We start from the raw sequence: 22,132 nt of genomic DNA on the forward strand, positions 1-22,132 counted from the left end.
GACGGTGCAGTGGCCTCTCACGCGGGATATTGTTAATTTAAGAGTTTATCCATCGGTTCTTGGCCAAACTCATGACAATCCCTGTGCGCTCCATTCTTGTCACCAGCGCCCTCCCATACGCGAACGGCCCAATCCACCTCGGCCATATGGTCGAATACATTCAGACGGACATCTGGGTACGTTTCCAGCGACTGCGCGGCAACAACTGCTACTACGTATGCGCTGACGATGCACACGGCACACCCATCATGCTGCGTGCACAGGCAGAGGGCTTGTCTCCAGAAGAGCTTATAGCCCGCATTTCCTCGGAACACCAAGCAGACTTCAGCGAATTCCTTATCAGCTTCGATCAATACCACTCAACGCACTCATCAGAAAATAAATTCTTCGCCGAACTTATCTATGAGCGCCTAACAGCAGGCGGACATATCGAGAAAAAAACCATTCATCAAGCCTACGATCCAGAAAAAGGAATGTTTCTTCCTGACCGATTCATCAAGGGAGAATGCCCACGCTGCGGAGCAGCGGATCAGTATGGCGATTCCTGCGAGGTATGTGGTGCGACCTACTCCCCGGCAGAGCTGAAAAATCCTCGCTCAGCTATTTCCGGCGCCGTACCAATATCAAAAGATTCAGAGCACTTTTTCTTCCGATTAACAGACTTCGAAGCCATGCTGCGCGAATGGATCGCCAATGGTCATGTTCAGGAAGAAATGGGCAACAAACTTGTCGAGTGGTTTCGCGAGGGATTGCAGTCTTGGGATATTTCGCGAGACGCCCCTTATTGGGGATTTGAAATTCCTGATGCACCCGGAAAATTCTTTTATGTATGGCTCGATGCACCTATCGGCTATATGGCAAGTTTTAAAAAATTTTGCGAACGAGAAAATTTAGATTTTGATCACTACTGGAAACAAAATTCTGAAGCAGAGCTTTACCATTTCATAGGCAAAGATATAGCTTATTTTCATACGCTGTTTTGGCCAGCAATGTTAGATGGCGCAGGGTTTCGCAAACCAACTTCCGTATTCTGCCACGGTTTCCTAACAGTAAACGGACAAAAAATGTCCAAATCACGTGGAACCTTTATCAAGGCTCGCACGTATCTTGAGTATTTACGACCAGAATATTTGCGTTACTATTTCGCAACAAAATTAAGCGATCGTATCGAAGATATTGACTTGGCTCTTGATGATTTTCAAGCCAGAGTCAACAGCGATCTCGTCAACAAATACGTTAACATTGCCAGCCGCTGTGCTGGATTCATCAACAAACGCTTTTCAGGCGAGCTCGCTTCGGACTTGCCTGATCCAATTCTCAGACAGCAATTCGTTTCCGCCGGTGAATCTATTGCGACTGCTTATGAAAATCGTGAATTCGGTCGTGCAATGCGCGAAATCATGGCACTGGCTGACAGAGCCAATCAATACATCGATGAAACGAAACCATGGGTACTGGCCAAGCAGAAAAACAACGAACAGCTACTCCATGGGGTTTGCAGTCAAGGTATTGAGCTTTTTCGGCTTCTAACAATTTATCTTAAGCCGGTTCTACCCCAGCTTACAGCAGAGGTCGAGCAGTTCCTGGAGATTCCAGCACTACAATGGTCTGATTTAGATCTCCCACTAATAAACCACCACATGTCATCGTTCAAACCATTAATGCAGCGCATCGACAATACTCAAATTGATGCAATTATAGTCGCGTCACAAGAAACCCTCACGCAAACGCAAACGCAAACGCAAACGCAAACGATAGCTACGGAAAAAAAAGAAACACAAGAAATCATCTTGCCAACAATATCAATAGATGATTTCAGAAAAATTGACCTGAGAATTGCGCGCATAATTACAGCTGACTTTGTGCCTGACTCCGACAAATTGATAAAATTAACGTTAGACATCGGATCAGAAACCCGTCAGGTTTTTGCAGGAATAAGGCACGTTTATGAACCCAGCGATCTTGTCGGCCGCTTAACCCTTGTCGCCGTCAACTTGGCCCCGAGAAAAATGCGCTTTGGCAACTCCGAAGGGATGCTACTCGGAGCCAGCGAAAAGCAGGACGAAATATACTTACTTTCTCCTGATTCAGGAGCAGTTCCTGGGATGCGTGTTCAATAAAACTATTTTTTAATAAAACGACATCAGCCAAAATCAATGGGGATGGTCCGGTAATATTGACCACGTCAATTAGCCACCCTCCCCAACATAGGATAATCAAACCGCGCTCATCGAAGTGTGTGACTAACAGGGCCGGCAGGCTCGATGATATCACTCGCCTCAAAGTTAGTCGCATTCGCTCTGGATTTTAGACGTTTTCACCTCGCGATTCAGGCATTACCTGCCTTTAATAAGCAAAGCCAAATACAGCAACATCAACCACCACTGCACACACAACAGCCATCAGATATCGATCGCCGTTATACAAAGCGAGCCCCCCACCGGGGGATTGATGGATGCTATATGACTAGATCAGGAAATCTTGCGCAAAAGGCCAGATTATATGGAGGCCGTTACCAGCTACGCACACAGCGGATACAAAACAAAAACATGGGGCCATCGCACCTTCTAAACTTGCGCTTTAAAATATACCCCACTCCTCAGTAGTGCGGATTTAGTGAACAAACAACCACGTCAATACACGCTCATTGAAACACCCTGATCATTTTAATTTTTAGACAAAACGCTGTAAAAAATTAACCACCATCATAATAAATAACTTATAAAAACATAAAAACCACATCTCAAAAAAGTCACTGGGAACAAATATTTCCTCATATTTTCAACATTGACCAGTGAAGTCACCGTTTAACGCCAACCAACGACTTTCTTAATTCAGCAACCTTATCAGAAAGCGCCTTAGTACGTTGTGGATCTTTTTGTGCTGAAAGAGAAAGGTCAATTTTATTAAGCTCACTTTCCGCCATGAATGCTCTCCCACTAGCTAGCAATGCTTCGACCTTATGTAGCCGAATTGCAGCATCACCGTTCGAAAGTCTTAACCCTTCATCGAATGCACGCACTGCTTCATCGTAAGCTTTTTGTTTAGCCAAAATAACTCCAAGTGTATCGCGAACAGCGGCAGAGCTCGGATTATTAGCCACAGCCTCCTCTGCATATTTCCTAGCATCACTTGGGCGTGATTCTGTTAAAAGCCAAGCAAGATTATTCAATAACCGCCAATCATGCACCCCATTATTGACAACACCATCGAGTAACTGTATCGCTTGATCCTCTAAACCGATGGCCGTCAAAAGAGTGCTCAATTCGAGCACAATATCAATATCTTCCGCATGTTGCTTACTCTCCGAAATCCACTTTCTCAGCAGGCTTATCGCGTTTTCAGCATTGCCACCCTTTACTTTTGCCTTCACAAGCTCCAACAGCAATTTTTTACTAGGCTCTTGTGCATACGCCTTCTCTAACCGGCTAATTGCATCAGATACATCACCTTCACTCACTTCCATCCATGCACGCTGAATAGACAATTCAGAACTATTCGGGTAACGCTTATCTAGATCAGCCAGTACTTTTTTAGCTTTATTGTATTGAGCCTCCTGGACATAGGCCCTCATTAAAGCGATGCCTATTATCATATTGTTGGCATCCAGCGCATGTGCCTGCTCAAGACTCGCTGTAACCTGAGCCTTATCCCCCTCCAGTGAGTATGCCTTCGCCCTCAGGTACGCAACTTTAGCGGCTACCACAGCCTGTAACCCTGATGGCAGCCGAGCTAGGACACTGCGTACGCCGACACTGTCTCCCGTTGCCAGCAGAGCTTCGGCCATCCCTATCAGCCAGACAGTTTTTTCACCGTGTTCAGACTCAACCGCACGCAACAGTTCAATCGCATTTTCAGGTCGTCCATTTTCGACCGCCCAAGTAGCAAGTAACAATCTCGGAAGCAAAGCTGTCGGATTATTTTTTACTACTGTCTGCAATTGATTAACAGCATCACCAGTTTTTCCAGCCTTTATATCTAATCCTGCCAAGGCTACTGCAGCTTGTACGTTATCTGGGTGTAATTTAATTATTAATTCATATCTTGCCCTAGCATCTTCTGGTTTTTGATCTCCCAAATCCATCGCTGCGAGATTACGTTGAGCAAGTGAATTATCTGGTGAACGCTCCACAACAGAAAGAAAAGCATCACGTGCTGCTTCACGGTTGCCGAGTGCAAGCTGCGTTTGCCCTAAAGCTAAAAATCCCGTCATATCATTTGGCAAGCGATTGCGCCAACGCTCCACAGCCTGCAGTGCTTGATCGTATTTTCCTTCTTTCAACAACACTCTTACCAAGACCAAATCAGGCGTATTGTTTTTTGGATCAATGTTTATCGCTTTTTCTAAAACATCCCGAGCACTGCTCTCATTTCCAGAAGCAAGAAGAGCCGATCCATAAAAAACTAGTGCTCGCGCCGAGTTAGGATCCAGCTGAGTCCATCGTTCCGCAAAGCTCTTTCCATTACTTAAATCACCGCTCCGCAGTAATGACTCGGCATACAACGAAACAAACTCTTCTGAACCATACCCCACATCCGAAAATCTTTTTAGTATATTTTCCGCCTTCACTGGTGCATTTTGGTTTAAATAAAGTCTTGCCAACAGACGAGTTACATAAAAATTATTAGGCTGCCTCACTAAAACTTGCTGAAATGCTTCTTCAGCCTGCATCGGCTGGCCACGAAGGACGAGAATAACGCCAAAGTATGTCAGCGCAGCGGTGCTGTTGGGCTGCATTTGCACTGCAGTGCGCAAAAGATTTTCGGCAATATCGAAATGCTCCTCTCGATAAGCCAACACACCTTTTAAGAAAACGACCTCATATGCTTTCGGAGCATACTGTGCCACATGGTCTATATCGTTTTTAGCATCTTGCAATCTATTTGTATCAAGGTAAATTTGAGCCCGCTTAACATAATCCATCAAGTTATTTCGACGGGCTGCTATTGCTTTAGTGTAAAAAGCCAAAGCTTCATCTAAAGCCCCCATGGAAATTTTTATATCACCTTTTAACGAAAGTGCTTCTGGAAAATTAGGTTTTTTTAACAACAGCTCATCAGTTAATGCATCTGCTTTCTTATAGTCTCTTGTAAATAAAGCCATCAATGACTGACCGAGCTGTATTTGAGCAGAGTCTTTATTTAATCTCTCACCCTCCATAAATTCATCACCGGCCTCCTTCAAATTACCCATTTCCAACTGGGACCGGCCTCTCCATGCATACCACTCAGCGCGCTGCTCAGCGGGTAATCGACCATCAATGCGCATTGCTAATAAGCGTCGATAATCTTTTTGTCGAAAAATAGCCTCAACCATAGGTAATGCGAGAGCCTCGGAAGAAACCTTTAGCTCTTTCGCTCGCTGTAATTCTTTTTCCGCTCCCGCGCCATCGCCGACTTGCAGATACAGCAGCCCTAACAAACGCCTTGCCTCAGCATTATTTGGGTTAACACGAATAGCATTTTTAAACTCTAACTGAGCAGCAGACAGGTCACCAGCCTCTTGATGTAACACAGCTTTTTTTAAATATTCAGCGTCGCTTAAATCGCGAGAACAAGCTGTTATTAAAGCCAGCACTAAGAAAAAAACCTTTTTTTTGCAAGACAAGCTCATAACCACCTCTCAAATCTAATCCTACAATTGATTACTCAGCGAAGAATTAATAAATATATTATTTTATATTTTAAATCCCCTGCGAAGACTTAAAACCAAACAAGCACTAATCACAGCACACATTCTCATATAAAGTCAAAACTATATCAACCATGTCAAAAACTGCCAACTCCCATAAATCCAGAGCACTAAAAAATAGAGAAAGTCATATATAAAGGCAGCATCACACTTCATATTAAAACAACATGCTACTTTCTGATATAAAAACAGCATCTCACAAAAACCATTAATTAAAAACACATCAATTATGCAACATCATGACTGACTTAATTCGCTTAGCGGGAACCCCCCCCCACATTTCACCATCAGGAATGACTGTGCCTGGTGTCGCGACAGCCCCAGCAAGCAATACAGCACCTCGCCCAATTGAAACGCCAGGCATAACGGTTGCGTTAACACCAACAGTAGCCTGCGAATCGATGACAATACGTCCAAAACGAATATAACCACTATTAATTGCATGCGCTGCTATCACAGAATTTTCACCGATGATAGCCTCATCACCGATTTCAATAAGATGTGGATCTACAAGCGTTCCACCAAGAGCCACATTCTTCCCAATACGCGCGCCGAACAAATACTGAACAAAAGGGCGAACAAACATCACATTAAATGGTTTTAATGCGCCGCAGCCAAAATAATAAAGAACTGAATAGAGCTTCCAAATAAAAAACTGTATTGAATCCATAGAATATTCACCGTCTGCTAACGGATAAAAAAACAAAATCAATCTAGACATAATGACACATGAAATACCAAAAAATAAAAGAGCACACAGAACTGCTGCAAGCACACGAAAATCTCCCCATCCCAGGAAGACAGCCAAAGAAGACGATGCCAACCCACCTAAATACCCAATCAATCCAGCGATAGTTAGAACAATCGTAGAAAAGCAGTAATCCAAATAACTCGTTTTCATAACCACCTATAAAACCAAGGATTAGATCGAAAGAATTAACACCCAACAACATCACGATTCATTAGCTAGCACATCACTAAAAAAGTTCAAGACTTCATCCAATTTTAAAACAAAAAAAGAGAGGCTTGATAAGCCTCTCTTTATTTTTTTACTTTATTCAGTGAGTATTTGATCTATTTGATATTTAAACTCTTCTTAAACATCATTTAGACCGACAACCACCAGAATAAATTACTTCGTCTTACGCCGACGGTTTGCAAGAGTACCGATAGCACCCAAGCCGATACCGAGCAGCGCCAAGCTCGCCGGTTCCGGAACAGCGTTCACTGACGTATTGAAGTCGCTAGAGAAGATGAAGTCCACACCACCACTCGTCAGCGAGCCATTCACCGTACCGATATTGGGAGCAATATCAGGAGCCGCCAGCCCAGTGGTCGAATAATAACCCTGAGAAGGATCAACGCTCGTGAACGGGGTGTTGAGAGAGATGTTCGTGGTGATGAAGGTCAACAGCGGCACGCTCTTGAAGAAAGTCGTGTCGATAACTGTCGCCGGAAGAACAGAAGCGACATTACCGCTGATGCCGACACCCGTCACAGTCTGCTGGCCGCCCCAATCGTCACCATTCGCAGACTGATCAAGCGTGGTGGTCGCACCACTCTGATCAGCACTGAAGAAACCGTTCTGTGCGGTGACAGTAGACGAGAAAATCACCTGACCATCACTGAAACCGGTACCGGTCAGAGGATCAGCATCCGGCGTATCGTCGTAGTACATCTCGACGAAATTGGACCCTGCCACCTGAGCGAATGTAGAGATACCCGTTGTAGCATCAGCAAAAGTAACGGTTGCGGTATAGCCGAGGAGCACCGTGATTTCGGAGCTACCGCCCATCGTGAACTGATTATTGCTGTTCAACTGGCCGGTGGACAGCTTCGCCATCGTATACACAGTGAACGTGGTATCCAGACTGGTACCATACGTCGCATTGTAAATGTAATTCTGAATCGCCTGATTACCGCCCACAGCGATAATGCTGGTCGGCGACCAGTCCAGCAGGTCGATCGCATAGGTACCGTAGGCTGCACCGGCACCGTCCGGATCGAACAGGAGAGCAGCCTGTGCACCGAGAGGAGCTGCGAGCGCGAGGCCAACAAGGGCCGAAAGAGCATTTTTCTTGGTCATGACACTAGGTCTCCGAATTGATTCCGCTTCAGGCTGCCAGGATGCACCTGCAGACGCTTCATACAAAGCACACTGCATGCCACATGTCCGTTTTTCTTAAAAAACAGTTAGTTGAAAAACGCCCTAAAACGCCCCCCTGCCGAGACGTAAAAAATACCGACACCCCGGCAAACACACGCAGCACCCATGCGCAAGCGGGTACTTAAACGCACCAACAGCAGCAACACTGCGGCAGCTGCCCAACGGGACACCCCAGCCCTTCCGAAACAACCACAGCAACATTGTCCGCCCCTGATGGGACACACCAGGAGAACGCCAGACATGCGCTGCAGCACGCACTATTCAGTGCCGCTGAGCGGGCTTTTTTGGCAAACAAAAAGGGCCTGCGAAAAATCGCAAGCCCTTGAAAATAATGGTGGCCAGGGACGGAATCGAACCGCCGACACGGTGATTTTCAGTCACCTGCTCTACCAACTGAGCTACCTAGCCACATCCGCGATCTGCATCGCGTCGAGGCGCGCATTAAAGCGGTGTCGACCGTTTGAGTCAAGTCCTATGCAGAGATTTTCTACGCTTTCGGTGGTACGTAACCTTCCGGCACCGAAGCGCCGCTGCCGAAGAAGAACTTCTCCATCTCTTCTTCCAGGAACTTGCGCGCTTTCGGTTCAATCGGCGTCAAACGGTATTCATTGATCAGCATCGTCTGCTGACGCAGCCACAGCTGCCAGGCCTCTTTGGAGACATTCTCGAAAACTCGCTGGCCAAGCGGCCCCGGATACGTCGGGCGGTCGAGACCTTCAGCCTCGCGGCCAAGCATTACGCAGTTGACGATGCGGCTCATTGCTACGCTCCTCTCGTCAGGGTTCGTCACGGAGCGACGCCAGCAAGCGCTGTACCGGTGCGGCCAGCCCTCGGGCATCGGGAAGGCGCGAGTTATACCAAACGCGTTCCGGGCCTTCCATGACTCGATCTGATCCACCCTGCGTGCGCAGATGCAGCGCCCGGATGTCGAGCTGGAAGTGACTAAAGGTGTGGCGAAAGCCAGGGAGTTCGCGAATCACCGCGGCGACGACGCCGAGGCGCTCATGACAAAACGCCGTTGGCTCCCAATCCGGCGGGCATTCCGGCGGAGCCCACAAGCCGCCCCAGATGCCGACGGGCAGGCGCTGTTCGAGCAGAATGCGACCTTCGGCGTTCTCGACCAGCAGCATGGTGGTTGAACGCAGCGGCTGAACTCGACGCGGCCGCGGGGTCGGCAGCTCGCTTTGACGCGCCCCGAGTCGGGCAACGCAGTCGCCTCTGACCGGACACTGCTCGCAGCGCGGCTGAGCGCGGGTACACAGCGTAGCGCCGAGATCCATCAAAGCCTGGTTGTACGGCCCCGGCCGCGTGGTGGACATGCGGGTTTCGGCGAGCGCCCAAAGCCGACGCTGGACCGCCACATCACCCGGCCAACCGTCGATCCCCGCGTGCCGGGCGAACACGCGCTTGACGTTGCCATCGAGAATCGGCTCGGCCACACCCGAAGCCAGCGACAGAATCGCGGCGGCCGTCGAACGCCCGACCCCGGGCAGGGTCTGCATCGCTTCGAGGTCTGTCGGAAACACACCGTCATAGACACTGCAGACATGCTGAGCAGCGGCATGCAGATGGCGGGCCCGCGCGTAATAGCCGAGACCGGACCACAGATGCAGCACCTCGTCGAGCTCAGCCGACGCCAGCGCCCGAACATCCGGAAAGCGGGCCATGAAGCGTTGATAGTAAGAAATGACGGTACTCACCTGCGTCTGCTGCAGCATGATCTCCGACACCCAGACCCGATAGGGTGTCGCAGACTGTTGCCAGGGCAGGTCCTTGCGGCCATGCCGATCGAACCAGGCGAGCAGGCGCTCGGAAAAAGAGAGATGTGCAGTCATGAGATCCAAAGCTGACAACGGAGAAAGACCAGCGTGGCACGTGTTCTGATCGCAGGCTGTGGTGACGTGGGCACCCGTCTGGGCCTGATCCTGGCGGCAGCCGGACATGCGGTCTGGGGGCTGCGCCGCCACCCACAGAACCTGCCGGCGCCGATCCAGCCACTGGCCGCAGACCTGCACCGCGGCAGCGGACTCGATGCGCTGCCCTGCGAACTCGATGCCGTGGTCTGCATGACGGCCGCCGACGACGGCAGCGAAGCAGCGTATCAGCGCGCCTATCTCGAAGCACCGGCGCAGCTGCTCGCCACGCTCGCTCAGCGCGGCGAACAGCCGCGGTTGTTGTTCGCATCAAGCACGTCGGTCTACGGCCAGGATGATGGCGACTGGGTCGACGAAACCAGCCTAGCCGCCGCCGATACGCCCACGGCGCGCATTATGCGTCGCGCCGAAGCGCAATGGCTGGACGGCGGCGGCTGGCGCAGCGTGCTGCGTTTCGGCGGCATCTACGGACCGGGCCGCACCTGGCTGATCGAGCAGGTCCGCCGCGGCGGCAAGGCATCGAACATCTGGAGCAATCGCATACACGCCGAAGATGCCGCGCGCGCCGCCGCTCACGTGCTCGCGCTCGCCACGCCGGAGCCGACATATAACGTCGTCGATGATAGCCCGGCACCGCTCCCCGAGGTTTACGCCTGGCTCGGACAGCGACTCGGCGTCACCCCGCCCCCCAGCCATGACACGACCGTGGCCTCCCGCCGCGGCAGCAAACGCGTCTCGAACCGGCGCCTGCGCGCGAGCGGTTTCGAGCTGCTGTACCCGAGCTATCGCGACGGTTATGCCGATATGCTTGAATAAGCCCGCTGGCGCCACGTTATTTCGCCCTGCCCCGATTTTCGGGCTTCGCATACGGCAGCGCCCATGCCCGGTTTTCCCGCCCTCGTCGTCCTTCAGGGATTTTCCCATGCTTACTTCGGCCATGCTTCGCCGCGTCGGTCAGCCGCTTTGCGCCGTCCTGCTGTTCGCAGCCTCCACGCTCGCCGCTCATGCAGAGGATGAACTGCGCATCACGGCCAAGGCCGCGATCCTGCTCGATGCCGACACCGGTCAGGTCCTCTACGCGCGCGAACCGCATCTGCCCCTGCCGCCGGCAAGCACGACGAAGGTATTGACCGCGCTGATCGCCCTTGAGCGTCTGAATCCGAATGCCATGCTGCCGGTCTCGCCGAGCGCCGCCGAGGCGCCGCCGAGCCGGGTCGGCCTGCGCCCGGGTGACCGCATCAGCGCCAACGACGCGCTCTACGGCCTGCTGCTCAAATCGGGCAACGACACCGCTGAAGTCGTCGCCGAATCCATCGGCGGCTCGGTGCCCGGCTTCGCCCGGCTGATGAACGCCCGCGCCCGCCAGCTCGGCGCCCTCGACAGCCATTTCGCCAACCCGCACGGCCTGCCCAACGACGAGCACCAGAGCACCGCCTACGATCTGGCGGTGATCTTCCGCTACGCGATGCTCAACCCCCAGTTCGAACGCATCGTGCAGACGCAGAACCAGATCCTGCAGGTCGAACGCGCTTCGGCGCAGGGACGCGCGCAGCCGGTGATGGTCGCCACCCACAACCGCCTGCTCGGCACCTACGACGGCGCGATGGGCGGCAAGACCGGATATACCGTCAAGGCCAAACGCTGCTACGTCGGCGAAACCGAGCGCGGCAATCACCGCCTGATCGTCGCCGTGCTTGGTTCCTCGGCCCTGTGGGAAGACAGCCGCAAGCTGTTCGACTACGGCTTCGCCCGCTACGGGCTGGCGACGCCGCCCCAGGCGGCGCCGATTCCGGTGCGTGTCACCGCCCCGGCGCGCGCGGTCAAAGCCAGCACGCGCAGCGCCGTTGCCCCGCGCAAGGCCAGCGCGCCAAGCGCAGCCAAGAGCACGAAGCCCGCGCCGCGTGCCAAGACCGTCGCGCCGAAAAAGCCCGCCCCCCGCCCGGAAAGCCGTGTCGCCTCGCGCGGCCGCGGCTGAAGCCTGCCCACTCAACGAGTTGCGCCGCCAGCGCCCACGCCTGCCGGCGGGTGCTGGCCGGCGCTGACATCCGCCCATGCCTCAGGTTTCGCCTTACCTGCTGCTGATCGCGACCACGCTGTTCTGGTCGGGCAATTTCGTGCTCGGCCGCGCGGTCAACGCCACCATCCCGCCGCTCGCGCTGTCGTTCTGGCGCTGGGTCTTCGCCCTGCTGCTGCTGCTGCCGTTCGCCTGGCGTGAACTGCACCGGCATCGTGCGCTGCTGCTGCAGAGCTGGCGCAGCCTGACGCTGCTCGCCGTGCTCGGCATCACCAACTTCAATACCTTCGTCTACATCGGCCTGCAGGACACCACCGCCACCAATGCGGTGCTGATGGTGTCGACGACGCCGGTACTGATCGTGCTGCTGTCAGTGCTGCTGCTGCGCCAGCACATCAGCGCCCGGCAGACCGGCGGTGTGCTGGTTTCGCTCGCCGGTGTCGCCGTGATCGTCGCGCGCGGCGACTGGTCGACGCTGGTGCACCTGCATTTCAACAGCGGTGACGCCTGGATCATGGCGGCGGTGACGAGCTGGGCGCTGTATTCGGTATGCCTGCGCTGGCGCCCGGCCGGCCTGCCGGCGCTGGCCTTCCTCGCCGCGACGATGGCCATCGGCCTGCTGGTGCTGACGCCGCTGTACCTGTGGGATCTGATGCAGGGTCACCATTTCGCGCTCGATGCCGCGAGCATCGGCAGCATCGCCTACGTGGCGGTGTTTCCGTCGGTCGTCGCCTACATCTTCTGGAACCGGGCCATCGCCGAACTCGGCCCCAACCGCTGCGGCCCGTTCCTGCACCTGATGCCGGCCTTCGGCGCACTGCTGTCCTGGCTGCTGCTCGACGAGCGGCTGGCGAGTTATCACTGGGGCGGCATCGCGCTGATCGCCGCCGGCCTGTATCTGGCGACCGCCAGATCGCGCGCCTGAGGCGCCGGCAAGCATCCGGCAGAAAAGAAAAAGGCCGCCAAGCGGCCTTTTTCGGTGAGCCCGGCGCTCAGTCCTTGCGGAAAGCGTCGTGGCAGGCCTTGCAGCTCTTGCCCACTTCGCCGACCGCCGGCTTGAGGGCACCGGCATCGCCGGTCTTGGCTGCCGCCAGAAGCTTGTCAGCGGCCGCCTCGAAAGCCTGCTGATGCTCCTTGAACTTGTCGGCCTGCGACCACGCCTCGGGCTTGGTATCGCTGTCGACCTTGGCGCTGTCGGCGGTAAAGCCGGCCCACGGTTCCTTGCTCATCAGAGCCAGCAACTCGGCATGGTGCGCCGCCTTGGCGGCGTCGTACGGCACTTCGCCCTTGGCCATGCCGACCAGCGGTCCGAAGTTCCACTTGATCACCTGGAACGCGCCCTGACGATACTTGACGGCATCCTCAGGCTTGGCCGCGCTGGCCATCGTGGCCGTACCGGCAAGGAGCAGGCCAGCGATCCCGGCAGCGAGCAGCTTCTTCATGGTCTACCTCTCTCTAGTTTTGTGAATATCCCTGAATCGCCCGGTGTCAGCGGGCAGCCCGGACTGTATCAGCCGGGCGTCGCCGCCGGATTGCGGATTCGCAGATGCAGGCCAAGCCATACAGCCGCAGGCTCGGCGCTGGTGTACTCCACCCGGTGACGACGGTGCCTTTCGATGTACACCCAGTCGCCAGGTTCCATCGTCAGCTGCGATCCGTCCGCGAAAGCCAGCCGCGCTTGCCCCTGCAGCAGCAGCACCCACTCGTCGCCGTCCTGGTCATACCACTGCCCCGGCGGCGTCACCTGACCGCGCGAGAGGATGCGTTCGAGCCGCACGCCGGGCTGCTCCAGCAGCGTCTCGAAGATCTCCTGCGGGAACACCGCAGGAATGCCCGTGAACAGATTGCCTTGCTGCATGGTCCGATCTCCCGATAACGCGCAAACGGCCGCCGTCCGTAAGCGCATGTAAATGGATGCAGCGCCGGGGCTCGCCCGATACACTCGCCGCGCTGCAACAGTCTTCCGCCCCCCGCCCCGAGGAATTGCCCATGCTGATTGCCTTCGTCATCCGCGACGGACGCCTGGAACAGACGCCGCTCAGCCTTGACGAGGGAGAAATCGGCAGCGAGCAGATGGGCCAGATCGTCTGGGTCGACCTGAGCGAACCGACCGAGGAAGAGCGCGCCTGGGTGGAGCGCCAGTTCGGCCTGGAGCTGCCCGAATACCGCGAGATGAACGACATCGAGCCTTCCGCGCGCCTCTACGAGGACGAGGACGGGCTGCACCTGCATTCGTACTTTCTCAGCGATCTGGAAGAACAGTCGCGCAACATCACCGTCGCCTTCGACATCCTCGGCGGCCGCCTCTTCACGCTGCACGAGGACGATCTCTCGACCTTTCGCCTGTTCCGCCTGCGCGCCCGCCGCCAGGTCGGGCTGGTCAAGGACGTCACCGACATCATCGTCGGCCTGTTCGAGGCCAAGGTCGAGCACCTCGCCGACACGCTGGAGCAGATCTACTCCGACCTCGAACACGTCAGCCATCAGGTGCTCACCGAGGCCGACCCGGACATGGAAGACGTGCTCTCCGAGCTCGCCGAGCAGGAAGACCTCAACGGCAAGGCCCGCCTGATCCTGCTCGACACCCGCCGCTCGCTGTCCTTCCTGCTGCGCTACGGCTTTGCCGGCAGCGCCCGCGGCGAAGACATCCGCGAGATCCTGCGCGACGTCGAATCGCTGACCAGCCACACCGGCTTTCTGTTCGACAAGGTCAACTTCCTGATGGATGCGGCGATGGGCTTCATCAACATCGAGCAGAACAAGATCGTCAAGATCTTCTCGATCGCCGCCGTGGTGTTCATGCCGCCGACGCTGGTCGCCTCGATGTACGGCATGAACTTCCATCACATGCCGGAGCTGGACTGGACCTACGGCTACCCGATCGCCATCGGCCTGATGATCCTCGCCGGCATCGCCCCCTACGTGTTCTTCAAGAAAAAGGGCTGGCTGTAAGCACGCCACCGCGCCGCCATCAGCGCGCGTCTTCCGTCCCCTCGTCCTCCAGCCGCCGCCGCAGCACCGCGACGACGCTGCGCATCGCCGCGATCTGCTCCACCTGCAGCCCCTCGGCGAGTCCGTTGACCCACGGGACCTGCAGGCTCATCGCCGCCGCGTAGACCTGCCGGCCCTTGTCGGTCAGCAGCACGTGCGCGGCGCGGCGGTGGTGCGGATTGGCCGTCAGCTCGACCAGCCCTTCCTTGATCAGATCGTTGACGATGCGCTGCACGTTCTGGCGGTTGGCGCCCATGTCGCGCGCCAGCCAGGCCACCGGCTGCGGCCGCTCGGCGGCCACGATGGTACCGAGCACCTGCCAGCGCGCACTGGTCAGCCCCAGCCCGGCCACCAGCCGGTCACCGGCCGTCAGCATGCGGCTATTGAGGCGGAACAGATCAAGGATCAGTTCAGTCAGGGCCGCCGCGGCCGGCGTGCGTTCGCTGTCGCTCATCATGCACCTTGTGTCGAATAAAATTCATCAGACCAAATTGACACCATAATGTCAATTTGGTCTGATGATTAAACTCACCGCACGCAAGGAACTCGTCATGGCCCTGCTCCAGCCGCTGGACCCCGTCTTCCCCATCGCCAAACAGATCGAACTCGATGCCAGCGCCGTGGTGCTGGTCAACCTGTTCACGCTCGACCCGACCGACGAGCCGGCCTTCCTGCAAGTCTGGCAGGACGATGCCGCCTTCATGAAGCAGCAGCCGGGCTTCATCTCGACGCAGCTGCACCGCGCGCTCGGCCCGCAGCCGAGCTACCTCAACTACGCCGTCTGGGAATCGGTCGCCGCCTTCCGCACCGCCTTTGCCGATGCCGAATTCCAGGCCCGACTCGCCGCCTACCCGGCCTCGGCCAGGGCCACGCCGCACCTGTTCCAGAAAATCGCCGTGCCCGGCATCTGTGTGGCCTAAACCACGGAGCCGGCGCCGATGAACACCTCGACCCTGCATGCCGTCAGCGCGACGCTCGCACTGCTGCTGATCGCCACCTTCTGGACATCGACCCTGGTCGCCGAGCTGCTGCTCGGGGCGGATGCGGTCGTCGCCGTCAAACACGCCATCGCCCGCTACGGCCTGATCGCGCTGCTGCTGACGATGGCCGCCACCGGCGCCAGCGGCTTCGCGCTGGGCCGGGGCCGCAGCGGCCGGCTGCTCGACGCCAAAAAGCGGCGCATGCCGCTGCTCGGCCTCAACGGCCTGCTGCTGATGATCCCCGCCGCGCTGTGGCTCGACCACAAGGCAGGGCTCGGCGAGTTCGATACGGCGTTCTACGTCGTCCAGGCCGTCGAACTGCTGGTCGGCCTGCTCCAGCTCACGCTGATCGGCCTGAACGTCCGCACCGGCCTGCAACTGAGCGGCCGGCGGCGGCCACGCATACCGGCGCAGGAGAGCTGAAGCGCCAGATCACGAACCTACGCCGACCCGCTCACGACTCAGGCACTGCCGCCGCTCGCCGCGTGAATCTGCTGGCGCAAGTCCGCCACGGCATCGAGCCCTTCACGATTTTGCAACGTGTGGAACCCCGCCTCCGCCGCCGCCAGCACCGTAAGCGCTTCGGCGTACTCACCAAAGCCGGCCAATACCTGCGCCAGTCGCCAGCCGGACATCCCGATGCCGTCCGGCCGCCGCAACTGCGAATACAGTTCAAAGGCTTCGGTGAGTTCAGCCCGAATCGTCTGTGCCCCGCCCGTCTCCCACTCGCCACGCTCCAGACGGATACGTGCCATCGACCAACGGATATGTGCCAGCAAGTCGGGATCACGCAGCCGCTGTGCGAGCGGCAAACGCTGCTCATGCAGTGCGAACGCCTCATCGAGCTCACCGCGCGCTTGCAGGATGTTCGCGATCTTGCCCTGCGTCACCGCCGCCTCGCGCACCGCGCCCAAGCGCTCGTAGACCGGTAGCTCCCATTGCTCACGAATGCGCAGCGCCTCATCGAGCTCACCGCGCGCTTGCAGGATGTCCGCGATCTTGCCCTGCGTCACCGCCTTCTCGCGCACCGCGCCCAGGCGTTCAAAACTCGGCAGTACCTCTTCGCGCAGCAGGCGCAGCGCCTCATCGGGCTCCCCGCGCGCTTGCAGGATGTCCGCGATCTTGCCCTGTGTCGCTGCCTTCGCGCGCACGTCGCCCAGGCGCTCGTAGACCGGCAACTCCTCCTGCTCGCGGATGCGCAGCGCCTCATCGAGATCCCCGCGCGTTTGCAGGATGTCCGCGATCCGACCCTGCGTCACCGCCTTCGAGTGCACGTCGCCCAGACGCTCATAGACCGGCAACTCCTCCTGCTCGCGGATGCGCAGCGCCTCATCGAGCTCACCGCGCGCTTGCAGGATGTCCGCAATCTGGCCCTGCGTCACCGCCTCCTCACGCAGGTCGCCCAGGCGCTCAAAACTCGGCAGTACCTCTTCGCGCAGCAGGCACAGCGCCTCATCGAGATCCCCGCACGCTTGCAGGATGTCCGCGATCTTGCCCTGCACCGCCGCCTTCGAGCGCACGTCACACAGGCGCTCAAAATTCGGTAGCGCCTCTTCGCGCAGCAAGCGCAGCGCCTCATCCAACGCCCCACGTGCTTGCAGGATGTCAGCGATCTGGCTCAGTGCCAAAACGAGCTCTCGGATGGCACCGCGCTTGGCATCCAGACCACACTTTTCCCGCGCGGCGGTCAGCGCCCGGCTCAGATCCCCGGAGCGGAACGCCATATTGCTCAAAGTCAACAACAGGTTGGAATGCTCCTCTTCGCTACCAACGCAGCCCAGCTGGGTTTCGCAGAAGGTCTGCCAAGCCGCGAACGGACCGTTGAGCTGCGCATAGGCGACGCCGGCGCGCTCGACTCGCACCGCATCGGCCGCAGGCACCCGCGCCAGCCAGTGCACCAGCGCCGCCGACTCCTGCTGGATCGCCCGCCACTGCTTGCCCTGCAGTTCAGCATGCTCCGGCTGCTCCGGTAAGCGTGCACAGAACCACTCAGTCATCCGCTGCACCACCGCCGCCTCCGTATCGGTCCGCAGCCACTGCGCCAGCAAAGGGTGCAGGCGCACGCGCGCAAACTGCTGCGGATCGCGCTCTAGCAGGCCGAGGGTGTAGGCCTCGACGCATAACTGCTCGAAGTCCTCCTCCGTCAGGCCGCTGATCGCCGCCCCCAGCTCGGCCAGCACGCCGCCGGCAGGGGCATGGCCGAGGGCCTGCAAACCCGGCAGGTAGTCAGCCGCTCGCGCACCGAGCCGCTCGCGGAGCAGCTCCAGCGAAATCTGAAACGTGGCGTGCAGTGAAACCTGCCGTGGATCGCGCCGCTCTCCGGGCACCCGCGACGCAAGCTGCAGGCGGCTCTGATCCAATTCGTGCAGAAAGCCATCGACCGAGCGCCCCAGGCGCAGGTGGCTGGCCGCCAGATGCAGCGCCAGCGGCAGGCAGCCGAGGGCCTGCGCCAGCCGCTCCAGATCGGCCGCCACCACCGACACCGTGCCGAGCTCCTGGCGCAACTGCTCGACCGCCACCGGCAGCGCCAGCACGCCGAGTTCGAGTGCGCGCCAGCCAGCGACCGCTTTCAGGCTGAGCAGCCGGCCGCTGACCACCAGCGGACAGTCCGCCAACTCTGCCACCAGCTCGACGATGGCCTCGGCGAGCGGCTCGGCATCGACGTTGTCGATATGCAGCAGTGCCGGACCATCGAGCAGCCGGGTACGCAGCGTCACCTGCGGATCGGCGCCACCGGGCCGATCGAGCAACGCCAGCAGTTGATTGCGCAAGCTCGACAGCGTGGGGGTCACTGCGGGATCGAGCGTCAGGTGCAGGTAGCCACCGGGAAACGCCGCCTCATGCTGCTGGTGAAAACGGTCGATCAGATACGATTTGCCGATACCGGCCATGCCCTGCAACGCACATACCGCAACCGGCTGCACGGCGCCCAGCGCCGGCAACAGCGCCTCGGCCAGTTGGGTCAGTTCTTCCTCACGACCGACGAAGAGGTTTTCAACACGCGGGCGCAGCGGCTGCGGCGTCCCCCACCACGGCAGGTGACCGTCGCGCGTATCGCGGTACAGGCTGTTGTCGTTGCACCAGTGGCCGCGAGACGACCAGCCGCGCAACTGCAGATCAGCGCGCTGCGGCCGGCCAGCCGCGTCGAGCCGCAGTTCGAGGACGACGCAGGCATTCGGGTAGGCATCGGCGCCGTGGCCCTCGTACAGGCAGCCGCTCGCCAGTTGCGCCAGCCGGCGATCGGGATCGGCCCACAGGCTCGGCTCGGTGTCGTGCAGATGGCCGCGCAGCAGCACGTCGACATGCTCGGCGAGCAGGCGACGACAGTCGGCGCCATCGGCCAAATCTTCGAGCGGATGATGCAGCAGCGCGATGCGCAGGCCGGGCAATGCCTCACCACGCTCATCGCAGAGATGGCGCATCACCTGATCCTCGGTCAGGCACAGGTTGCCAGCGTCATCATCGTCGCCGGCAAGCCAGGCGCTGTCGAGGCCGATCAGCTGCAGCGGGTATCCCACGTCCAGCGTGCAGCGCCAGCCGAGATGCGGATGCGCCTGCCCAGCCTCCGGCAGCAGATGCGGCAGGCCGAAATCGCGCAAAAACGCCAGGTACGCCGAGCGCCGCGCCAGCACGGCATCACGCTGTGCATCGCTAAAACCGAACGGCGCCGAGCCACCCGTCAGCCAGCGCGACACCGTCTGCGCCGTCACCTGCGGCAGATGCGTGCGCAGCGTCTGCCATGCATCCGCTCCGATCGAGCGGTCGACATCGTGATTACCGGGCACCAGGAACAGTCGTTCACGTGACAGCTTCAGGCGGCTGAGCGTGGCGTCGAGGAATTCCCCAGCGGCGGCATATTCCTCAGCTTGGCCCCAGTCAGCGAGATCGCCGGTAAAGCAGACCAGATCGATCTGGCCGATCGCATCGAGATTATCCAGCCACGCCTTCCCCAGCACACGCCGCCGGCGCCAGTGCTCGGTTTCGCGCGGGCCGCGCATGTGCAGGTCGGTGATATGCAACAGACGCAGGCGATGCAGGCTCATCGGTGCCACTCCCTTCACGACGATGAGCCCTTGTAGCGCGGGCACCGGCGGCCTGCCATGCCGCGCGCCACTCGATGCCGCCGTGCGTGGCTTCAGCCGGCCCAGCGCTGCTCGAAGAAGCGCACCACCCAGCGGGCGACGCGCGCCGAGTCGAGCTGCAGCGCCGGGTCGGCCAGGGCGTCGAGGGCGGCGGCGGTGTGCGTGGGATCGAGAACGCCGCGCTCGTCGCGCAGGTAGGTGAGCAGCGCGGTCTCGAAGGCGCGGTCGAATTCCGGGTGCGCCTGGAAGCTCAGCGCGCAGTCGCCGTAGAGCAGCGCGGCGTGCGGGCAGAAGTCCGAGCCGGCGAGCACCTCGGCGCCGGGCGGCGCCACCGTCACCTGATCCTGATGCACGGCGTTGAGGCAGAGCTGGCCGCCTTCGTCGCCGTCCATCCACGGGTAGCCGTCACGCAGCGCGTAGCGATGCGGGCCGAGGCCCCAGCCGCGGCTGGATTTTTCCACCGTGCCGCCGAGGGCGTGGGCGAGGATCTGGTGGCCGAAGCAGATGCCGGCGAGCGGCACGCCGGCGCCGACCACACGGCGCAGGAACTGCGCCAGCGGCGCCATCCACGGCAGCGCGTCGTAGACGCCGTGGCGCGAGCCGGTGAGCAGCCAGCCGGCGCATTCGTCGGCGCTCGCCGGCAGCTCGCCCGCGTACACCGCGTACTGGCGAAAGCGCCAGCGGCCGTCGGCGGCAGCGCCGAACAGCGCGGCGAAGCGTTCGGCGTAGCTGCCATAGCGGGCGGCGATGGCGGGGGCCGGGCGGTCGGCTTCGAGGATGCCGATCCGCCGCGGTGCAATCAGCGCAGGCGTATCCATGTGCTTTTCAACTCCGTGTATTTATCGAGCGCGTGCAGCGATTTGTCGCGGCCGATGCCGGACTGCTTGTAGCCGCCGAACGGCACGGTGAGGTCGTCGGCGTCGTAGCAGTTGACGTAGACCACGCCAGCGCGCAGGCCGCGCGCCATGCGGTGCACGGTGTCGATGTTATCGCTCCACAGCGCGGCGGCGAGGCCGTAGCAGGTGTCGTTGGCGACGGCCAGCGCCTCGGCAGCACTGTCGACGCTGATGACGCTGAGCACCGGGCCGAAGATTTCCTCCTGGGCGATGCGCATGCGGTTGTCGACGCCGTCGAACACCGTCGGCTGCACGTAGCAGCCGCGGCCCGCCAGGCGCTCGCCGCCGCAGGCCAGCCGCGCGCCTTCAGCGCGGCCGATGTCGATGTAGTCGAGCACGCGCCGGGTGTGGCTCTCGTCGACCAGCGCGCCGAGGCGGGTCGCCGGATCGAGCGGGTCGCCGGGCTGCACCTCGGCGGCGGCGGCGAGGATGCCATCGAGCACGCGATCATGCAGCGAGCGGTGCACGATCAGCCGCGAACCGGCGGTGCACATCTCACCCTGATTGAAGAAGATGCCGCCGGCCACCGCCGCCGCCGCGGTCTCCGGGTCGCCGCAGTCGGCGAGCACGATGTGCGGCGACTTGCCGCCGCATTCGAGGCCGACGCGTTTCATGTTCGACTGCCCGGAATACTGCAGGAACAGCTTGCCGACCTCGGTCGAGCCGGTGAAGAACACGCCGTCGACGTCGGCGTGCATACCGAGCGCGCGCCCGGCGCTCGGGCCGAAACCGGTGACGACGTTGAACACGCCCGGCGGCAGGCCGGCTTCGAGCGCCAGCTCGCCGAGGCGGATCGCCGTCAGCGGCGACTGCTCGGCCGGCTTGAGCACCACCGAGTTGCCGGCCGCCAGCGCCGGCGCGAGCTTCCACGCCGCCATCATCATCGGGAAGTTCCACGGCACCACCGCGGCGACCACGCCGAGCGGCTCGCGGCAGACCAGCGCCAGGCTGTCGGCGGCGGTCGGCGCAATCTCGTCGTAGACCTTGTCGATCGCCTCGGCATACCAGCGGAAGGTGTCGACGGTGGCACGCACGTCGACCGCCAGGCTGTCGGCGATCGGCTTGCCCATGTCCAGGGTTTCGAGCAGCGCCAGCTCGTCGGTGTGCGCGGCGATCAGCTCGGCGAAGGCCAGCAGCGTGCGCTTGCGCGCCGCCGGCGGCTGCGCCGACCAGCGACCATCGTCAAAGGCGCGGCGGGCGGCGGCCACCGCCAGGTCGACATCGGCGGCATCGCCGGCGGGGATCTGCGTCAGCAGGCGGCCGTCGATCGGGCTGATGCAGTCGAAGGTTTCACCGCTGGCGGCGGGCAGCGCGCGGCCGTCGATCAGCAGGTGCCGCGGCAGCGCCACGGTGGCGGCACGGGCGTGCCAGTCGGGCTGGGTCTTGAACATCGGGGGGACTCCGCAAAAGGGCGGGCGGCGTGCGCCGCCCGCAGA

The 22,132-nt window shown here is 59.3% G+C and carries 18 protein-coding genes and 1 tRNA gene; 7 read left to right on the forward strand and 12 right to left on the reverse strand.

Annotated elements, in window-relative coordinates; genetic code table 11:
• Positions 1-71: 71 nt before the first annotated feature.
• Positions 72-2,120, forward strand: a complete 2,049-nt coding sequence (gene metG, locus C7443_RS17535; protein ID WP_110020035.1) for a methionine--tRNA ligase — start codon at positions 72-74, stop codon at positions 2,118-2,120.
• Positions 2,121-2,800: 680 nt separating this feature from the next.
• Here metG and prsT read toward each other — a convergent pair.
• The 6 genes from prsT to mutY form a co-directional block, all read right to left on the reverse strand.
• Positions 2,801-5,614 carry an XrtA/PEP-CTERM system TPR-repeat protein PrsT gene (gene prsT, locus C7443_RS17540; RefSeq protein ID WP_110020203.1) on the reverse strand — a complete coding sequence of 938 codons (2,814 nt, stop codon included), beginning with the start codon at positions 5,612-5,614 and terminating at the stop codon, positions 2,801-2,803.
• Positions 5,615-5,915: 301 nt separating this feature from the next.
• Positions 5,916-6,593: an acyltransferase gene (locus tag C7443_RS17545; RefSeq protein WP_110020036.1), complete on the reverse strand. Its 678-nt coding sequence runs from the start codon at positions 6,591-6,593 to the stop codon at positions 5,916-5,918.
• A 231-nt stretch (positions 6,594-6,824) separates the two neighbouring features.
• A complete protein-coding gene (locus tag C7443_RS17550) occupies positions 6,825-7,778 on the reverse strand; it encodes a PEP-CTERM sorting domain-containing protein (RefSeq protein ID WP_170123674.1) in 954 nt (317 codons plus the stop codon).
• A 413-nt stretch (positions 7,779-8,191) separates the two neighbouring features.
• Positions 8,192-8,267 (reverse strand) — tRNA-Phe (locus C7443_RS17555).
• A 79-nt stretch (positions 8,268-8,346) separates the two neighbouring features.
• Positions 8,347-8,619 carry an oxidative damage protection protein gene (locus tag C7443_RS17560; protein ID WP_110020040.1) on the reverse strand — a complete coding sequence of 91 codons (273 nt, stop codon included), beginning with the start codon at positions 8,617-8,619 and terminating at the stop codon, positions 8,347-8,349.
• 16 nt (positions 8,620-8,635) lie between these two features.
• Complete coding sequence (gene mutY, locus C7443_RS17565; protein WP_110020042.1) at positions 8,636-9,694, reverse strand: A/G-specific adenine glycosylase; 1,059 nt, start codon at positions 9,692-9,694, stop codon at positions 8,636-8,638.
• A gap of 33 nt (positions 9,695-9,727) precedes the next feature.
• Between mutY and C7443_RS17570 the strand changes: the two genes are divergently transcribed.
• The 3 genes from C7443_RS17570 to C7443_RS17580 all read left to right on the forward strand — a co-directional run bounded on the left by C7443_RS17570 (position 9,728) and on the right by C7443_RS17580 (position 12,672).
• The gene (locus C7443_RS17570; RefSeq protein ID WP_110020044.1) at positions 9,728-10,549 is read left to right on the forward strand and encodes an SDR family oxidoreductase; all 822 of its coding nucleotides are present in this window, start codon (positions 9,728-9,730) and stop codon (positions 10,547-10,549) included.
• A 106-nt stretch (positions 10,550-10,655) separates the two neighbouring features.
• Positions 10,656-11,708: a D-alanyl-D-alanine carboxypeptidase family protein gene (locus tag C7443_RS17575; RefSeq protein WP_170123675.1), complete on the forward strand. Its 1,053-nt coding sequence runs from the start codon at positions 10,656-10,658 to the stop codon at positions 11,706-11,708.
• Positions 11,709-11,784: 76 nt separating this feature from the next.
• Positions 11,785-12,672 carry a DMT family transporter gene (locus C7443_RS17580; protein WP_110020048.1) on the forward strand — a complete coding sequence of 296 codons (888 nt, stop codon included), beginning with the start codon at positions 11,785-11,787 and terminating at the stop codon, positions 12,670-12,672.
• 67 nt (positions 12,673-12,739) lie between these two features.
• Here C7443_RS17580 and C7443_RS17585 read toward each other — a convergent pair whose 3' ends face one another.
• Positions 12,740-13,189, reverse strand: coding sequence for a c-type cytochrome (locus C7443_RS17585; protein WP_110020049.1), 450 nt, complete (start codon positions 13,187-13,189; stop codon positions 12,740-12,742).
• 68 nt (positions 13,190-13,257) lie between these two features.
• Positions 13,258-13,605 (reverse strand): cupin domain-containing protein, encoded by a 348-nt coding sequence (locus C7443_RS17590; protein ID WP_110020051.1) that lies wholly within the window; start codon positions 13,603-13,605, stop codon positions 13,258-13,260.
• 131 nt (positions 13,606-13,736) lie between these two features.
• Here C7443_RS17590 and corA point away from each other — a divergent pair, with 131 nt between their 5' ends.
• On the forward strand, positions 13,737-14,699 hold the full coding sequence (gene corA / locus C7443_RS17595) for a magnesium/cobalt transporter CorA (RefSeq protein WP_110020052.1): 963 nt from the start codon (positions 13,737-13,739) through the stop codon (positions 14,697-14,699).
• 19 nt (positions 14,700-14,718) lie between these two features.
• On the opposite strand, the gene C7443_RS17600 is transcribed toward corA, so the two are convergent.
• The gene (locus C7443_RS17600) at positions 14,719-15,192 is read right to left on the reverse strand and encodes a MarR family winged helix-turn-helix transcriptional regulator (RefSeq protein WP_110020204.1); all 474 of its coding nucleotides are present in this window, start codon (positions 15,190-15,192) and stop codon (positions 14,719-14,721) included.
• Positions 15,193-15,289: 97 nt separating this feature from the next.
• On the opposite strand from C7443_RS17600, the gene C7443_RS17605 reads away from it, so the two are divergent.
• The gene (locus C7443_RS17605) at positions 15,290-15,658 is read left to right on the forward strand and encodes an antibiotic biosynthesis monooxygenase family protein (protein WP_110020054.1); all 369 of its coding nucleotides are present in this window, start codon (positions 15,290-15,292) and stop codon (positions 15,656-15,658) included.
• An 18-nt stretch (positions 15,659-15,676) separates the two neighbouring features.
• Positions 15,677-16,141: a hypothetical protein gene (locus C7443_RS17610; RefSeq protein WP_110020056.1), complete on the forward strand. Its 465-nt coding sequence runs from the start codon at positions 15,677-15,679 to the stop codon at positions 16,139-16,141.
• 38 nt (positions 16,142-16,179) lie between these two features.
• Here the strand turns inward: C7443_RS17610 and C7443_RS17615 are convergent, their stop codons facing one another.
• From C7443_RS17615 to C7443_RS17625, 3 genes are all read right to left on the reverse strand, one after another.
• Entirely contained in the window at positions 16,180-19,761 is a 3,582-nt protein-coding gene (locus C7443_RS17615; RefSeq protein ID WP_110020058.1) for a metallophosphoesterase, read from the reverse strand.
• A 92-nt stretch (positions 19,762-19,853) separates the two neighbouring features.
• Positions 19,854-20,618 carry a type 1 glutamine amidotransferase gene (locus C7443_RS17620; RefSeq protein ID WP_110020060.1) on the reverse strand — a complete coding sequence of 255 codons (765 nt, stop codon included), beginning with the start codon at positions 20,616-20,618 and terminating at the stop codon, positions 19,854-19,856.
• Entirely contained in the window at positions 20,600-22,087 is a 1,488-nt protein-coding gene (locus C7443_RS17625; protein ID WP_110020062.1) for an aldehyde dehydrogenase, read from the reverse strand. Before C7443_RS17625 ends, C7443_RS17620 begins: the two co-directional genes overlap by 19 nt.
• Positions 22,088-22,132: the final 45 nt, after the last annotated feature.

The organism is Plasticicumulans acidivorans (assembly GCF_003182095.1).
GTDB lineage: Bacteria > Pseudomonadota > Gammaproteobacteria > Competibacterales > Competibacteraceae > Plasticicumulans > Plasticicumulans acidivorans.

Bases quoted from the DNA above. Each gene is read 5' to 3' on its own strand.
- C7443_RS17590 (WP_110020051.1), bottom strand. From the start codon at position 13,605: ATGCAGCAAGGCAATCTGTTCACGGGCATTCCTGCGGTGTTCCCGCAG.
- C7443_RS17585 (WP_110020049.1), bottom strand. From the start codon at position 13,189: ATGAAGAAGCTGCTCGCTGCCGGGATCGCTGGCCTGCTCCTTGCCGGT.
- C7443_RS17545 (WP_110020036.1), bottom strand. From the start codon at position 6,593: ATGAAAACGAGTTATTTGGATTACTGCTTTTCTACGATTGTTCTAACT.
- metG (WP_110020035.1), top strand. From the start codon at position 72: ATGACAATCCCTGTGCGCTCCATTCTTGTCACCAGCGCCCTCCCATAC.
- mutY (WP_110020042.1), bottom strand. From the start codon at position 9,694: ATGACTGCACATCTCTCTTTTTCCGAGCGCCTGCTCGCCTGGTTCGAT.
- C7443_RS17560 (WP_110020040.1), bottom strand. From the start codon at position 8,619: ATGAGCCGCATCGTCAACTGCGTAATGCTTGGCCGCGAGGCTGAAGGT.
- corA (WP_110020052.1), top strand. From the start codon at position 13,737: ATGCTGATTGCCTTCGTCATCCGCGACGGACGCCTGGAACAGACGCCG.
- C7443_RS17605 (WP_110020054.1), top strand. From the start codon at position 15,290: ATGGCCCTGCTCCAGCCGCTGGACCCCGTCTTCCCCATCGCCAAACAG.
- C7443_RS17600 (WP_110020204.1), bottom strand. From the start codon at position 15,192: ATGAGCGACAGCGAACGCACGCCGGCCGCGGCGGCCCTGACTGAACTG.
- C7443_RS17580 (WP_110020048.1), top strand. From the start codon at position 11,785: ATGCCTCAGGTTTCGCCTTACCTGCTGCTGATCGCGACCACGCTGTTC.
- C7443_RS17550 (WP_170123674.1), bottom strand. From the start codon at position 7,778: ATGACCAAGAAAAATGCTCTTTCGGCCCTTGTTGGCCTCGCGCTCGCA.
- prsT (WP_110020203.1), bottom strand. From the start codon at position 5,614: ATGAGCTTGTCTTGCAAAAAAAAGGTTTTTTTCTTAGTGCTGGCTTTA.
- C7443_RS17575 (WP_170123675.1), top strand. From the start codon at position 10,656: ATGCTTACTTCGGCCATGCTTCGCCGCGTCGGTCAGCCGCTTTGCGCC.
- C7443_RS17615 (WP_110020058.1), bottom strand. From the start codon at position 19,761: ATGAGCCTGCATCGCCTGCGTCTGTTGCATATCACCGACCTGCACATG.
- C7443_RS17625 (WP_110020062.1), bottom strand. From the start codon at position 22,087: ATGTTCAAGACCCAGCCCGACTGGCACGCCCGTGCCGCCACCGTGGCG.
- C7443_RS17610 (WP_110020056.1), top strand. From the start codon at position 15,677: ATGAACACCTCGACCCTGCATGCCGTCAGCGCGACGCTCGCACTGCTG.
- C7443_RS17620 (WP_110020060.1), bottom strand. From the start codon at position 20,618: ATGGATACGCCTGCGCTGATTGCACCGCGGCGGATCGGCATCCTCGAA.